Source organism: Fibrobacter sp., from assembly GCA_012523595.1.
In the GTDB taxonomy this organism is placed as follows: domain Bacteria; phylum Fibrobacterota; class Chitinivibrionia; order Chitinivibrionales; family Chitinispirillaceae; genus JAAYIG01.
In genome coordinates this window covers 1-14,163 of the sequence record JAAYIG010000119.1, presented here as the reverse complement: position 1 = coordinate 14,163, position 14,163 = coordinate 1, and the positions used below count along the sequence as shown (strand labels likewise).

Annotated in this window: 14 protein-coding genes; 12 read left to right on the top strand and 2 right to left on the bottom strand. The window is 41.4% G+C overall.

Annotated features, from left to right (window positions below; translation table 11 throughout):
- Positions 1–569: 569 nt before the first annotated feature.
- Complete coding sequence (locus tag GX089_08200; protein ID NLP02460.1) at positions 570–1,073, bottom strand: hypothetical protein; 504 nt, start codon at positions 1,071–1,073, stop codon at positions 570–572.
- 350 nt (positions 1,074–1,423) lie between these two features.
- Here GX089_08200 and GX089_08195 point away from each other — a divergent pair, with 350 nt between their 5' ends.
- Both GX089_08195 and GX089_08190 read left to right on the top strand, forming a co-directional pair.
- Positions 1,424–1,969 (top strand): hypothetical protein, encoded by a 546-nt coding sequence (locus GX089_08195; GenBank protein NLP02459.1) that lies wholly within the window; start codon positions 1,424–1,426, stop codon positions 1,967–1,969.
- 1 nt (position 1,970) lies between these two features.
- The gene (locus GX089_08190; protein ID NLP02458.1) at positions 1,971–2,666 is read left to right on the top strand and encodes a hypothetical protein; all 696 of its coding nucleotides are present in this window, start codon (positions 1,971–1,973) and stop codon (positions 2,664–2,666) included.
- Positions 2,667–3,189: 523 nt separating this feature from the next.
- Here the strand turns inward: GX089_08190 and GX089_08185 are convergent.
- Entirely contained in the window at positions 3,190–3,414 is a 225-nt protein-coding gene (locus GX089_08185; protein NLP02457.1) for a hypothetical protein, read from the bottom strand.
- A gap of 816 nt (positions 3,415–4,230) precedes the next feature.
- Here GX089_08185 and GX089_08180 point away from each other — a divergent pair.
- The 10 genes from GX089_08180 to cas2 form a co-directional block, all read left to right on the top strand.
- A complete protein-coding gene (locus tag GX089_08180) occupies positions 4,231–5,166 on the top strand; it encodes a CRISPR system precrRNA processing endoribonuclease RAMP protein Cas6 (protein NLP02456.1) in 936 nt (311 codons plus the stop codon).
- A gap of 2 nt (positions 5,167–5,168) precedes the next feature.
- Positions 5,169–5,564 (top strand): hypothetical protein, encoded by a 396-nt coding sequence (locus GX089_08175; protein NLP02455.1) that lies wholly within the window; start codon positions 5,169–5,171, stop codon positions 5,562–5,564.
- Between the two features lie 16 nt (positions 5,565–5,580).
- Positions 5,581–6,909: a TIGR02221 family CRISPR-associated protein gene (locus GX089_08170; GenBank protein ID NLP02454.1), complete on the top strand. Its 1,329-nt coding sequence runs from the start codon at positions 5,581–5,583 to the stop codon at positions 6,907–6,909.
- Between the two features lie 36 nt (positions 6,910–6,945).
- The gene (gene cas10, locus GX089_08165) at positions 6,946–9,384 is read left to right on the top strand and encodes a type III-A CRISPR-associated protein Cas10/Csm1 (protein NLP02453.1); all 2,439 of its coding nucleotides are present in this window, start codon (positions 6,946–6,948) and stop codon (positions 9,382–9,384) included.
- A 14-nt stretch (positions 9,385–9,398) separates the two neighbouring features.
- On the top strand, positions 9,399–9,884 hold the full coding sequence (csm2, locus tag GX089_08160; protein ID NLP02452.1) for a type III-A CRISPR-associated protein Csm2: 486 nt from the start codon (positions 9,399–9,401) through the stop codon (positions 9,882–9,884).
- Between the two features lie 21 nt (positions 9,885–9,905).
- Positions 9,906–10,589, top strand: coding sequence for a type III-A CRISPR-associated RAMP protein Csm3 (gene csm3, locus GX089_08155; protein NLP02451.1), 684 nt, complete (start codon positions 9,906–9,908; stop codon positions 10,587–10,589).
- A 14-nt stretch (positions 10,590–10,603) separates the two neighbouring features.
- Positions 10,604–11,545: a hypothetical protein gene (locus tag GX089_08150; GenBank protein ID NLP02450.1), complete on the top strand. Its 942-nt coding sequence runs from the start codon at positions 10,604–10,606 to the stop codon at positions 11,543–11,545.
- On the top strand, positions 11,520–12,695 hold the full coding sequence (csm5, locus tag GX089_08145; GenBank protein ID NLP02449.1) for a type III-A CRISPR-associated RAMP protein Csm5: 1,176 nt from the start codon (positions 11,520–11,522) through the stop codon (positions 12,693–12,695). The genes GX089_08150 and csm5 overlap by 26 nt, the downstream gene beginning before the upstream one ends.
- A 139-nt stretch (positions 12,696–12,834) precedes the next feature.
- Entirely contained in the window at positions 12,835–13,881 is a 1,047-nt protein-coding gene (gene cas1 / locus GX089_08140) for a CRISPR-associated endonuclease Cas1 (GenBank protein ID NLP02448.1), read from the top strand.
- A gap of 18 nt (positions 13,882–13,899) precedes the next feature.
- Positions 13,900–14,163, top strand: a 264-nt coding sequence (gene cas2, locus GX089_08135) for a CRISPR-associated endonuclease Cas2 (GenBank protein ID NLP02447.1), incomplete at its 3' end; no start/stop codon positions are given.

Here is a 14,163-nt window from a genome sequence, read left to right as displayed (position 1 = left end):
TTAACTCGTTAAATTCCAAAGTTACCTCCGAGGTGAAACCGTGACATAACCTGTTAAATTCCAAAGTTACCTCTGAGGTGAAACCGTGACTTAACTCGTTAAATTCCAAAGTTACCTCTGAGGTGAAACCGTGACTTAACCTGTTAAATTCCAAAGTTACCTCTGAGGTGAAACCGTGACTTAACCTGTTAAATTCCAAAGTTACCTCTGAGGTGAAACCGTGATTTAACCCGTTAAATCACCAAATCACTTTAGAGGTGGCCTCATTTCTTCGATTAGAACACGGGATGAATTCTGGACCAAGGTGGGAAAAATCACATGAATTGCAGTTCTGGCATTTACAGTCTCATAGCACGTTCCGGCCCATGACTGTCTTCCGGCATGGATAATGATTCGTTACCTTCAGTGGGGGGCTTTGTGGGGGGACTTTGTGCTCACTGAGCGAAGTCGAAGTGAGCACTGTACACGGCCCCTACCTCTATCTTATTCTTTTCAACCAATCAAAAAAAGCTTTGTCTGCAGGAACGAATATCATAGAAAAAGAGAAAGAGACCTTAAAAACACCAATATCACGTCACCTTCGAGGTCTTCTTCCTCCTGAATTTCACAATCTTACCTTCGTGGCCAGATGTTTCCTGTGTTGATGCTGATCTCGATTGTTCGTCATCACTCTGGCTCTGAGCGGCTGTCTTGTTTAAAACACCAAGCATGTTCCCGATACCCATCTTGAGCAGTCTCACCTCCTGGGTCCTGTCTGCGTTCTGGAATCGTCCCTTTATGACATGGGGAGGTTGAAGTTTAAGGACCTGGGAGACAGGGGGGAATGTGTCGAGACTGGCAAAATGCATCCACAGCCACTTTCCCAGCGGCTTCGCCTCCTCATCCATCGTGTAGCCTATACAGATACCATACCCTCTGAAAATCCACCCCTCTTCCTCTTTGATCTCCTGATTTTGAGGAGAGGGCCTCATCAGTATACAGAAAAGATCACCGTCAAAAGGAAAATCAACTGCCTGATCCAGAGTTGTGTATCTGGATGCCAGATCGATTATTTCATCCCTGGATAGACCCATGAGTACCTCGCTTTAAAAAGTGTACGATCGGAAGGGTGATCAGAATATGGAAAAGGGAATGGGAAGTATCAAGTGTTTTGTTTCGCTTAAACTAACTTGTTAGTTTAATAACTCGGAATCGGTATCGGAATCGAATCAAAATCTCAACCGCTTTCAGCGCCGATTCATTGTTTCGCGTCCGACATCATCCCGGACTTTCATCTCTGGCTTTCTATCTTATATGTTTGTCTGATTCTTAAACTACTGGAATTCGATGCCGACCCCGAGGCGGAAAACAGGCATTTATGGTTTCAAGTATAGGGTGTTAAATTTACCGCACTACACAATGAATATATGTTATAATGGAAATCATGAAACTGTTTGTTGAATTTCCCTCTCTCTGTAAGAGATTCCTCTGCATTACCGCTTTTTTTCTCTGCTGTGTGGAGGACCCTGTCACAGTCGATGACTATTCTCCTCCTGTTGTGTTTACAGGGCTTATTAACGGGGCATACGACAGTCTGGGAGGAAATTCGCAGTGGAGGAACAGTTGCATGATGGTGGAGGATACTTTACGGATGTTTTTTTTCTCCAACGAGTTCTGGGAAAAGAACAAGGTAAGGGACGGGGATCTTATTCGTATAGATATCTTCCCCAAAACTGATTCGACAGAAAATGATACTTTCCTGACAAACGGACGGGTACTGTTTCACATGGCAAGATATCTGAGTACCAATACCACATATAATATCTCCAGAAATGACAAGCAGAGCAAGGTAGAGATGGTTGTCAATAAGATGAATCTTGTCAGCGGGGGAGAGGTGGAATTCAGTGATATAATTATCCAGACCGCGCCTCTTATAGGCGGAGGGATGCTGGAGGTCACGGAGGCGAGAATAAAAGGAGTGATAGAATAAAATGCGTTATTTACCGATAATACTTCTTGTCCTTTTCACTGTATCTTTCGCTCAGAGCCCGTCCGGCATAGACAACCTTGACTGGGGCGCATCACCGGAGACTGTGCGAAACGCGGTCAATGCCCAGGGATGGCAGCAGGATCCGCTTGGAAATGAGTTCCCTGAGGGGCTCAATGTGACTGTTTACAGGGCAAACTCAAGGATAGCGGGCTACGATGCAAGCACGAGGTACTATTTCTATGATGGAAAACTATTCCAGACCACAGTGACTTTTAATTTTAACAGGTTAAAGAATTATGATTTTAATTACAACGTTTTCAGGAGTGTAAACGAATATTACTATGCGATCCGGAACAGCACCATATCATTTATAAATGACATCTACGATCTTCTTCAGAAAAAGTACGGCAAAAAGGAGCCGGTTTTCAAGGGACTCGATCCCAGACTGATGTTTGTAAAGCTGGACAGGTATGTAAAGCAGGAGAGATGGAACCTCAGGTATCATCCTTACGACTACTACACCCACATAGTTTCCTCATCCTATGCCCGATGGGACTTCCCGAAGACCAGGGTTGTCTTCTCTCTTAATCTCTCCGCTCCTGACAAGCGTTTCGACTATCGGCTCTCATCGGTGTCGCTTGACATGGAGAGGGAGATAAAGAAGAAGAGGGATGAGTTGTTGATGAAGGGACTGTGATACGAGTGTACGACAGTACGAGTGTACGAAAGTACGACAAGAGAACGCACAGTCTACTCTGTAGTTTTTGATGACGAATTACTTCCCTGAAAATGAATGTGTTAGCTCCTTTTATCAATTCTCAGGTGCGGTATTAATCCACTATAAAGAGAATTATTACCGTATAAGCATCATTTATAAAGGCCAATATGTATTTAAGAGATAAAGCGGGGGAAGTCTCCCTCCTGGCTTCAGCCCGCAGAAGACTGCGGTCTTCCGCCACCCCCTCTGTGTTGACATAGTGTAGTGCCAGACGGGAAACAGTTACAAGTCGGGCAGGGTTAGCTGGCTCCTTAATCTTTACTGGTGGAAGAAGAAACGATAATTATATACCGGATTTTCACTTCGTTCTTGTGCTCGTAATTGTAAAAAAGTCGTTTTTCTAACCATTATCTTTTGTAAACGATTATTAAGAGAGATTATCTTTTCTTCAGGTAAGCCGGTATAAAGAGAGATCTTTTCTGTGGATTTAAAGCAACTTGTACTATCCCTTTTTCGTTACGACCTTCTCTAACCCCAGTTCTTTCCCTTCCCTGCGACCTTCCTCTTTGAAAAATTCCTTGATTGATGATGACATTTTGTTTTCTCCGGTGATTATCTCGGTTTTAAGCCTTTCCAGTACCTTGTTTTTTAAGTCCATCGGGGCTGCAGAATCGATATAAAGAGCAAGCTCATCCACATATTCCCCATAATTGCTGACATCCTCCACATCTGCAATCTCCTTTAAGATTACGATAATTTGGTCGATTTTCTTTATTATTGCTCTTGTCCTTACATACTTAAGTATTTTAGAAAAGGTTAAGATGATATCTCGGGTTGGGGGCGAAATATGAGAATCAATGAAGTACGGGCTGTTTTACTCTTTGCGGCAGTAATGACCTGTATGTGTAATAATAGTGATATTGTCGAAAACAGCCTGTAATTAAAAGAATAAAAGCAGATACCAGGCTGGATACCGATTTTCAAGAATTAACAAAAAAATGTGTCCTAAATTGCAATAACACACAGTTATTGTCAAAAGAAGAACTGCTTGATATTATTGATAAAGATTATAGATGCAGTAGTAACGGAAGTTGTATCATTTGTTGTCATAGCAAAATCTTCATTAAAGGAGGCCGATTAACTATTTTTAGGTGGCTGGTTTTGAAGTGCCCATAAGTGGCTGGTTTTCAAGTGCCCGGCGACACATTTGGATCGTGATTTCACTGCTGATCTTAAAACCAGGATATTGACCGGAATAGAGGAAAGTCCCATTGTTAAGGATATTACAAAACAATATGCTGCTAAAATAAAACAATCGCTTGGATTAATGTAAATTCTTATACCCACATACTTCCGGATCGGACTACGCTGTTACTACCCTCTTTATCAATTATTTTACTGGAAAAAACAGAGTTTAGCATTTATAAAAACATACCTTGTAACCCAAAAAACTCTGGCAATTCCCCTCACCAAATACTATTTGATTATATAAGTAGTTTCGCCAATCTCTCGTTTTCAGGGTATAGTTTTCGGAAATATCGCAATGGAAAATTGCAGTTCATTCTCTAAACCCCTTGTCATCCCGGTGACCACTATATCCGTCAATTTAATACTGGAAAACGAAAACCCGGTCTCTGCCTTCCATGGCGCCACTTTCCGTGGAGGATTCGGGTATACACTTAGATCACTGGTATGTGTAACAGGAAAGAAAACCTGTGAAAACTGCCTCTTTTTAGAAAGCTGTGCTTACTCTTTTCTTTTTGAAACCCCGCCTCCTCCCAATTCGGTAAGGATGGCAAAATACAGGGCTGTGCCGCACCCTTTCGCAATGGTCGCATCACAGGAAAAATCCTCTCTTAAAGTAGATCTGAAACTTTTCGGAGAGGCATACAGATATATTCCTCATTTTATTTACACGCTTAACAAGCTGGGGACAAAAGGGATAGGGAAAAACAGGACTAAATTCACTGTAAAGGATGCTCTCTGGGATGGAAAGGTTATCTACAGTGAAAAAAGCACCAGTGTGGAACCTGGAATAACCCCATTAAGAGTCACAGTGATCCCCGGTGAACCGAAACAGGGAAAGATCAGGCTCAGATTTGTCACGCCTTTGACAATAAAAAAGGACGGAAAAGAACTTCTTCGATTCGACAAAAAAGCCTTCTTTACCAGCCTCCTGAGAAGAATCACCAATCTTAATGCTTTCTACGGTGTTGATAAGAGCATAAATATCGATCCTATGATCTATCTGAAACCGGTTGAGGGCTTGACAGTACAGGATAGCATGAGGGTGGAAAACCGGACACGTTTCAGTACAAGGCAGAAGAAGAAGCTCGATTATTCCGGATTGACCGGAGAAGTAACTATAGAGGGGGAAACTGGTACCCTGTTTCCGCTATTAAGGGCAGGGGAGATCACAGGGGTGGGGAAAAATACGGTGTTTGGAAGCGGGGTGTATGAGATGGAGGTGCAGGGGTGAGGATGGCGGTGCTGTTAAATCATCAACTGACAGGTGAACAGAAAGAAAATGCCTGCAAAGACCTGAATATAGATGAATTTGTATTAATGCCAAAGGAAATAGCTGATATATGGAGTAACAGCGATCCATCCGACTGTTCTGTGTTGGCCTATATAAAGAAGGTTATCGGATGGTTAGAAGAATCCACATCACTTGGCGATTATGTGATTGTACAAGGTGACTATGGACTTACATTTGCGGTAGTCGACTGGTGCCTTGACAATGGCCGTAAAGCTGTATATGCAACAACTGAGAGGATTGCAAAAGAAAGTCGTGATGAAAATATAATCAAAGTACAGAGAGAGTTCAGGTTTGTTAGATTCAGAGAATACCAGAGACCAGAAAAATTGCGGAAATAAAACAGGGAGAGACTTTATGTCTAACAAATTTATTGCATTTCTGGGTACAAACATTTACAAAAGATGTAACTACTGTTTCAGTGATAACACAGTTGTAAAAGGTGTAAGGTTTATCCAGGAAGCGGTTATTTCACATGCTTGTAAAGATTGGAATAAAGAAGACGAAATATTGGTTTTTTTGACAAAAGATGCGGAAAAGAAAAACTGGAAGGATGGTGGTCATAATAAGGAAAAAGATGAGTATGGTCTGCCAATCAATGGTTTGGAAACACAACTGAAAACTTTGAATCTTAAAGCACGAATTAGACCTGTTACAGATGTTCCTGAAGGAAACAGTGAGAAAGAAATTTGGGATATCTTTTCCATTGTTGAGAGAAATATAGAAAAGGGAGATACACTCTGGTTTGACATAACACATGGCTTCAGATCTCTTCCTATGCTGGTAATGGTACTTCTCCAGTATCTAAATACATTGAAGAACATTAATGTAGGTGGAATATTCTATGGAGCCTTTGAAACTCTGGGGGCAATTAAAGAAGTAGAAAGCTTCCCCCTTGTGACTAGAAATGCACCGGTATTCAATCTAACAGCTTTCCATGCAATGCAGACGTGGGCGGCCGGGGTTGATGTATTTAACAGGTTTGGTGATGCAGGGAGAATTAAAGAGGCCTTGAGAGAATATTGTAAACCATTATTGAAAGAATCCAAAGGGAAAAACCCTACTGCAATAAGAATGAGAGGTCTTGCGGAAATTCTTGATAAAACGGGTTTGCTTTTTGGTACAGCACGGGGTTCAGAAATAGTAGAGGGTGGTAAGTTCCGTGAAATTAAAGATATTGTCGGTGAATTGCGTGATGATCAGAATGTATATCCACCACTTAAAACGCTCATGGAGACGATATCCGCGAAATTTGCTGATTTCAGGGAAAATGATATTGTTAACGGGTTTACTGCAGTAAAATGGTGTATCGACCATGACCTGATTCAGCAGGGCATTACTCTTCTTCAGGAAACTATTATTACTTGGATTTGTGAAGAAAACGGGTTTAATTGGCAAATAAAAGATAATAGAGAACTTGTTTCCTGTGCATTTAATATAATTGCGCAAAAAATACCTAGTGTGAAATGGAATAAGTTATCCAGTGAAAGGTCTGAGGATTCAATAAAGATCCAGGAATCTATCGGTCTTAAAAAAGACCTGACTGCCAATTACAGCAGGCTGTCAGAACTGCGCAATGATATAAATCACAGTGGATATCGTGATAATGCAAAGGGTGTGGAAAAGTTTAAATCGGGGCTGAAAGAAATTTTTGAGGATGTTATGAAAATTGTAAATGGGAAATGAACTTTAAATAGTAGAAAAATGAATTGAGGTGGATATATGACTGAAAATGTTTTTGTATCGTCTTTTGCTGGTTTACTACATGATATTGGCAAGCCTCTGCAGAGAAATGACAAAGGCGATTTCTCTAAACTAAGTGATTCTGCAAGGAATCTTCAGACACTTACAGGAAGAGGCGGTAACAGCTACAGTCATTGTTTATGGACTGCACAGTTTTTTGAAAATAAAGCTGTAAATTCAATTTTGTTCGATAATGCAGGCATTATCAATTCATCGGTTCTTGCTGCTGCTGCATACCGGCACCACAATCCTGACAGCGACAATGTTATTCAGCAGATAATTCAGCTTGCAGACTGTTCAAGCGCAGGAACAGACCGTGAGCCGCCAGATGAGGAAAATGAGCAGGGAAGAAAAAATAACAGCCTTAGATATTACGAGCGCCCATTACAATCAATATTCTCCAGGGTTGCAATTGAGGGCAGACCGGCGGTACAGGCGCATTTCTATGATGCCTGCAGTATAAATCAGGATGAAGCATATAATCCTTCTTTATTTGAAAAACCTGTGTCATACAAAAAAATTGTAGATGGTTTTGTGGATGAATTCAGTAAAATCCGAATAAAAAACAACCGGAATGTTTTTCTGGATACAGTTGCATCACTTGTGGAAAAATGGTTTTCCTGTGTTCCCTCATCAACAGTTGAAGAATACGCTGATATTCCTTTATCTGATCATCTGCTTACTGCTTCGGCAATTGCAGCAGTGCTATGCAGGGGTTGGGAAGAGACGAAAGTGAAACCGAACAGCCAGACAAAACTGTTGCTGGTGTCTGGAGATTTCAGCGGCATACAGAATTTCATCTTTGCTTTAGGCGGCGAAAGTCAGAAAAGTGTAGCTAAACTTATAAGAGGCCGCTCATTTATGGTTACGATGTACTGTAAACTTGCTGCAAGGCTTGTAACTGATCTTTGTGGCCTGCCTTCGTTATGCTGTATAAGTGCAACTGCCGGACGGTTCCGAATTCTTCTTCCTGATACTCCAGGGATAAGAGAGAAATTAAAAGATGCAAAGAGGATGGTTACAAATTGGGCTTTCAGTAATTTCTTTGGTGATTTGAAAATACTTATAGATGATGGGGAGCCGTTTACCGTCGAAGAATTCAAAATGGACAGGTTCAGAAACGTTCTTTTCCGTTCTTCAAAAAGAATAGCAGGAGAGAAGGAAAAATGTTTTCAATCAGTTCTGACTGAAAGTACAGATAATTGGATTGACAGAAAAAGATGGGCTTCAACAGAGAAAATTACCTCCTGCAGCTTGTGTGGCCGCGAACCGGCAGATCCCAGAGATAGAGTTGGAAAAAACTGCTGTGAATTCATAGATATCGGGAAAAATCTGACCAGAGAAAGAATTATAAATGTTAATGAATCTTCGGATGGTATTTATAGCCGTTACGAAGTATTGTTTGGTAAACCAGTTGATACCGGTGCATGTGCTGCAATATGGGAAATTAACAATATTTCAAAAAAAAGTAAAGAACAGGATACTATTCTTCCGCAGCTCAATTATTCAAATGTTGTTCCGGTTGCTGAAAAAGACGATGATGATTCCGGGGAAAATGAACTGGTATGCAAAAGTTTTGATAAAATGGCAGACACAGCGGAAGGGTTCAATGCTCTTGCAGTTTTGAAGGCAGATGTTGACAACATGGGTTATGTTTTTTCAAGTGGGTTTGGAAATTCCAGCAGCATTTCGAGAAATACTGCAATATCACGAATGTTGAATCAGTTTTTTGCATTTAAGGTACCATCGATGCTTCTGGATGAAAAATATAATAACCTTTATACAGTGTTTTCCGGTGGTGATGATCTGAGTATAATAGGCCCCTGGAATAGAATAATAGAGTTTTCAACAGAGCTGCAAAAAGCTTTCAAGCATTGTACAGGAAGCAATCCCTCATTTACCATTTCTGGTGGAATTTCACTTTTTAAAACCGGATTTCCAGTTTACAGAGCAGTGGAAAACGCAGATGCAGCACTGGAAAGGGCAAAAAATGACGGACGTAACAGAGTTAATCTGTTCGGGTTATCGATGTTGTGGGAGAGTGAATTTGATGAACAAATAAGATTCATGGAAGATTGGAAGCAGTTCATTAACAAACATGGCGGTGAAAAAGGTGATACACACAAATGGTCGTCGATGCTGTACCGGTTCCTTAAGTACTGGAAACAGTATGATGAATTGGAAGATAATGATATTGAAAAACTTGCACATCGTTTCAGATTTATCTATGACATAAGGAGAAATATTCCTGCTATAAAGAATGGAGAAAAATGGCCTGGAGAGGATGAGCCTTTAAAGAGTTTACAAGTTGATTTAATGGGTAATCATGACTTTGAAAAGCGCAAATTATTCCAATTCCTAAAAGTTGGAATAAGCCTGGCGCTCTATAGTACGAGAAGAAAAACAAATAACAACTAATACTGGAGGGAATCATGAACCAAAATTACCACGGGAACAGGACGGCTGGTTATTCCCGAAACCAGATGCAGGAAAGTATAAAAATTGACTATCCTTCTCTGGATAGTAAAGAATTGCTGGGCGATGATGCTTATAAGCTAGCAAAAGATATAATGGATAAATGTAAAAATAGTAAAAATAAAAATGACAAATTAACAAAAACACAGATTAGAAGGTTTTATTCGGAAGTGAAAAACATAGAAAGAACCTTACCTGAAGATGTGAAAACAATCGATGATTCCGTTTATGGACGGATAAAACTTATAAAAGCTAAAGCTGCTTATTCAACAGCAAGAAAATCAAGCAAATTGCCTGAACCTTTTTCTGATTTTATAGGGCACTATATTGATGAGATTAAAATTTCTGAAGGATATGAAAAAGCATTTAAGAACTTCAAAAAATTCTGCAAACTTTTTGAAGCATTTGTAGGGTATTCTTATGGAATGGGTCTTCCCGATTAATTGACTAAAAAGGAGATAAAAATGAAGCTATTAGGTTTAATAAAACTTAATTCGAATATTGTTGTCATAGACGGTCTTGCAATAGGAAGTGGGAGAGATGACATAGAAATAGGGGGGCTCGACAACCAGGTTGTTCGCAACCCTTGTAATGGTGCCCCTTATATTCCAGGTTCATCGGTTAAGGGAAAAATGCGATTCTTGGCTGAATGGAGACTTGGAAGGTTCAACAGCAGTAAAGGTTCGGTTTGCGATTGCAATAATGAGGACTGTGAAGTATGCAGAATTTTTGGCACTTCACAGAACGAGCATAAAAATGGCCCTACTCGGCTGCTGGTACGTGACAGCCAACTGAAGGGAGAGTATGATCCGGAAAAACAGATCGAAATAAAATACAGTACTGCAATAAACCGGCTTACAGGGACTGCCAAAAACGGTTCACTGCGAAACATGGAGCGAGTTACTCCAGGTACCACATTCTATTTTGAACTTGTTTACCGGTTTTTTGATACAGGCGATAATGGCGAAAGAGATAAGAAACTATTTAATGTTGTAAAGAAATGTCTTAAATGGCTCGAAAACGATACCCTTGGAGGTTCCGGATCACGCGGATGTGGTAAAATAGCCTTCAGAGAGATAGTACTTAGCGGCCTTGAGCAGGGTGAATACCCTGACACCGATGCGCTTCTGGCCAATATACCTGAGTGAGGGAGGCTTGAGAAATGATATTAAAAGTAACTGTTGAGCCTCAGGGGCCGGTAGGTACACCTATCCGCTCAGATACTCTCTTTGGGCATTACTGCTGGGCTGTGGCTCTCAACGAAGGTGAAAAAGGGATAGAGGGAGTCATCAATAGAGCATTAAATGGAGTTCCTGATATTGTGTTCTCAGATGGCTTCCCTTCCGGATACCTGCCTTTGCCAATTGGACTGATGTCAAGATTCTTTTCTCCAGGAAAGGATGCAGGAATCGGTGAACATCAGAAATGGAAAAATCTTAAAAATGCAAAGTGGGTTAAAAGAGATTCTGCAGAAAAAGCAGTGTGGAAATTAACAGAGATCCCTGAAAATGATCTCTCAGATTCCATGCCTGAAAATGTTGAACTGCTGCGCAATACTATCCACAGAATTACCGGTACTAGCCTGCCCGAACATGGTTTATATCAGGTTAGTCAGGCATGGTACAAGGGGATCTGGAAAGAGGTGGATATTTATGCTTTTACAGTATTAGAAAAAGGCGCTTTTCAGAATGCAATCGAACTGATGTTCTCAACAGGGTATGGAAGAGATACTACAATAGGCACAGGTTTATTGAAAATAAAAAGTATAATTGAAGATAGTTTCACAATGGAAGGTTCAGGTTTGAAGTTTATGTCTCTTTCGAGAATGGTGCCTTGTGAGGATATTGACATGCACAGGTCACGATGGTCTGTTGAGGCCAAATACGGAAAATTGTGGCAGGGAACAGGAAACAGGAATCCTTTCAAGTTTCCGGTAATGCAGACTGTTCCAGGGTCTTTGTTTCATGCGTTAAATAATAAGGATTGTTATGGAAAAGTGCTGAGGGATATTCATAAAGATGACAATCGTATTATAGAGAACTGTATGGCTGTACCATACCCGCTTCCAGGGGACTTATATGGAAACGAGGAAAAAGATGGCTGAAAAGAGACTCTTCAGGAAATGGAATGTAAAGGGAAAAACAATGCTTCCGGTACATGTAGGGGCTGGGCAGGAAAATACTGTTGATCCACTGGAATATGTGGTCAAAGATGGCATGTTTTACCGTGTCGATATTGAAGGAATGCTTAAAAGTGATCAGGATTTTGCAGAAAAGTTTGTAAAAGCTTCAGAAAGCAGAGATCAGATTTTATCTCTTAAAAAGTGTATCCATGACAGCTTTAATCCCTCGATAAGGGAACAATGGGTGCATCGTGCCCACGTGTCAAAATCATTTAATGATATGTATAAAAAGAAATTATTCGATCTCAACAATCAGCTTCTTGTGCATTGTCTCCCCTTTTCAGGAACTGCGTATATACCCGGTTCAAGTATAAAAGGAGCTATTCGTACAGCAGTTCTCGATGAACTTGCAAGAGAAAAGGGATATAAAAATGTGAATGCAAAATTGAATAATGAAGCTGAAATAAGGAGATTAAAAGGCAACAAACTTGCTAATATGGCAGAATCAATAGTGTGCCTTGGGACAGGAAATATGAAACCTGATAATGATCCATTCCGTTTTATAAAGGTAACGGATGCGAAACTGCCGCCGGACAGCACTGAAATAGTAATGGTCAGGAATACTGTCACTGAGGGCAGAAAGGCAGGACCAATGGGAATTGATATGTTTGTTGAGGTGGTCAAAGAGAATGTTGATTTTGAATTTCAAATCTCAATTGCTTCAAAAGAATATATGCAGGACAAAAATGAGGTGTTAAGTAAATTCAGAAATATCAGTTGGATTATTGCTGCAACATTTAACTATCTCATTGACGAACCGGGTAATCTGATAAAGGAATCTGAGAAGTATTATGATGGAAAAAATGTTAGAGCATCCAATGCGATTGACCGGATTATCGATGATTACAATTCGCAGATGAACCGCGAAAATATTACCTATCTTCGAGTAGGTAGGTTTTCACATCTGGAATGTATGACTTTCAGTGATCGTCCTGCAAGCCCCATGGATACAGGCATGCATCTCTGCAGGATGAATGAAACTACACATAAAAAAGGATATGGCAAAACCCGTAACCTGATTGATGGCACAGTGCCGCTTGGTGTCATCAGATGCGAAATAAATAAAGGATAGTTTTTCAGTAACTCCGCTCTTTGACATTCCGGTTCTAAAGCACATACCTCCATAAATCTCGTGCCGGAAAAAACCATTTCCGGCACATTTCTCGCTACCTCTTTTCCCCTTCTCCCCCCACACCCCAAAGGAGCAGCCTATGTCCTTCCTCTATGTAGTCGAGCAGGGCGCATATATCCGCAAAAAGGGTCCTCATGTGCAGGTTATTAAGGAAGAGGAGGTGCTGGCGGACAGGGCCATGCGTGATGTGAAGTGCCTGGTTGTTTTCGGAGGAGTCCAGGTGACCTCTGAGGCCATGCTGGGGCTTCTGGATGCCGGTTGTGATGTCTCTTTTATGACTTTGAACGGGCATTTCAAGGGACGACTGGTGAGTGGAGCAGGAAAAAATTCAGTCTTGCGGGCTTTCCAGTACGAAACTTTCACCGATGAATCGAAGCGCTTTGAATTTTCTAAAAGATATGTCACAGCCAAGATCAGAAACGGCATGGATGTTCTCCAGGATTACCACCACAGCGGACACAGCGAATTTGTTTTCAGTGAGAGGGCCTCTCTGCAGGAGATTCTGGACCATATTGAATCCAGAGCGCAGAATATTCAATCCCTTCTGGGGTACGAAGGGGCGGCAGCCAGGTTCTATTTCGGGGCCTTTGCCAGATGTCTGGGGCATGGAAGAGTTTTTCCGGGGAGAGTGTTTTATCCCTCAACCGACCCTGTAAACGCGCTTCTTTCGTTTGGCTACTCCTTTGTGACCAGGGAACTTCAGGCGATCCTCGAGGCCATGGGGTTTGATCCCTATATAGGTTTTTTTCATGAAATAAGCTATGGAAGACCGTCCCTCGCGCTTGATCTGATGGAGGAATTCAGGCATCCATTTGTCGACAGGCTTGTGCTGAGGCTTTTCAATAAGCAGATTCTGGATGACGATGATTTCCGCACCGAAGATAACGGCCAGGTTTTCCTGAAAAAAGATTCACTTAAAATTTTCATCAAACACTATGAAGAATGGGCAAATCTGGTGAACAGGGCCGGAAACGATGAAGGGGAACTGTCGTGGCGACAGGCCATCTGGCGTCAGGGTGAAAAACTCCGCCATGCCATAGAACACAACAGCGAGTATTTTCCCTTCTCCTGGAGAAATGAAGCCGGAAACAGTAATGGAAACGCCAGAGGGGCCGCACAGTTGTAAACTAGCCGGGGGGAAACCATGAAATACGTGATAGCCTTTGATATCGTCGATGACCACAGGAGATACAGGATTTCAAAAATCCTGCTGGAATACGGTTACAGGGTACAGAAATCGGTCTTTGAAGGATTCTTAAGCAGGGAGAGCCTCGACGAATGCAGAAAGAAGCTGCTAAAGATTATAGATAAGGGAACCGATTCCCTCCGTTTCTATCAGATGTGTTCCGGATGCGCGGAGCATGTGGAAGAACTGGGAAACGGGCCGGTCGTGGAACAGATTAAATAT

Bases quoted from the DNA above. Each gene is read 5' to 3' on its own strand.
- GX089_08200 (NLP02460.1), bottom strand. From the start codon at position 1,073: ATGGGTCTATCCAGGGATGAAATAATCGATCTGGCATCCAGATACACA.
- GX089_08195 (NLP02459.1), top strand. From the start codon at position 1,424: ATGAAACTGTTTGTTGAATTTCCCTCTCTCTGTAAGAGATTCCTCTGC.
- GX089_08190 (NLP02458.1), top strand. From the start codon at position 1,971: ATGCGTTATTTACCGATAATACTTCTTGTCCTTTTCACTGTATCTTTC.
- GX089_08180 (NLP02456.1), top strand. From the start codon at position 4,231: ATGGAAAATTGCAGTTCATTCTCTAAACCCCTTGTCATCCCGGTGACC.
- GX089_08175 (NLP02455.1), top strand. From the start codon at position 5,169: ATGGCGGTGCTGTTAAATCATCAACTGACAGGTGAACAGAAAGAAAAT.
- GX089_08170 (NLP02454.1), top strand. From the start codon at position 5,581: ATGTCTAACAAATTTATTGCATTTCTGGGTACAAACATTTACAAAAGA.
- cas10 (NLP02453.1), top strand. From the start codon at position 6,946: ATGACTGAAAATGTTTTTGTATCGTCTTTTGCTGGTTTACTACATGAT.
- csm2 (NLP02452.1), top strand. From the start codon at position 9,399: ATGAACCAAAATTACCACGGGAACAGGACGGCTGGTTATTCCCGAAAC.
- csm3 (NLP02451.1), top strand. From the start codon at position 9,906: ATGAAGCTATTAGGTTTAATAAAACTTAATTCGAATATTGTTGTCATA.
- GX089_08150 (NLP02450.1), top strand. From the start codon at position 10,604: ATGATATTAAAAGTAACTGTTGAGCCTCAGGGGCCGGTAGGTACACCT.
- csm5 (NLP02449.1), top strand. From the start codon at position 11,520: ATGGAAACGAGGAAAAAGATGGCTGAAAAGAGACTCTTCAGGAAATGG.
- cas1 (NLP02448.1), top strand. From the start codon at position 12,835: ATGTCCTTCCTCTATGTAGTCGAGCAGGGCGCATATATCCGCAAAAAG.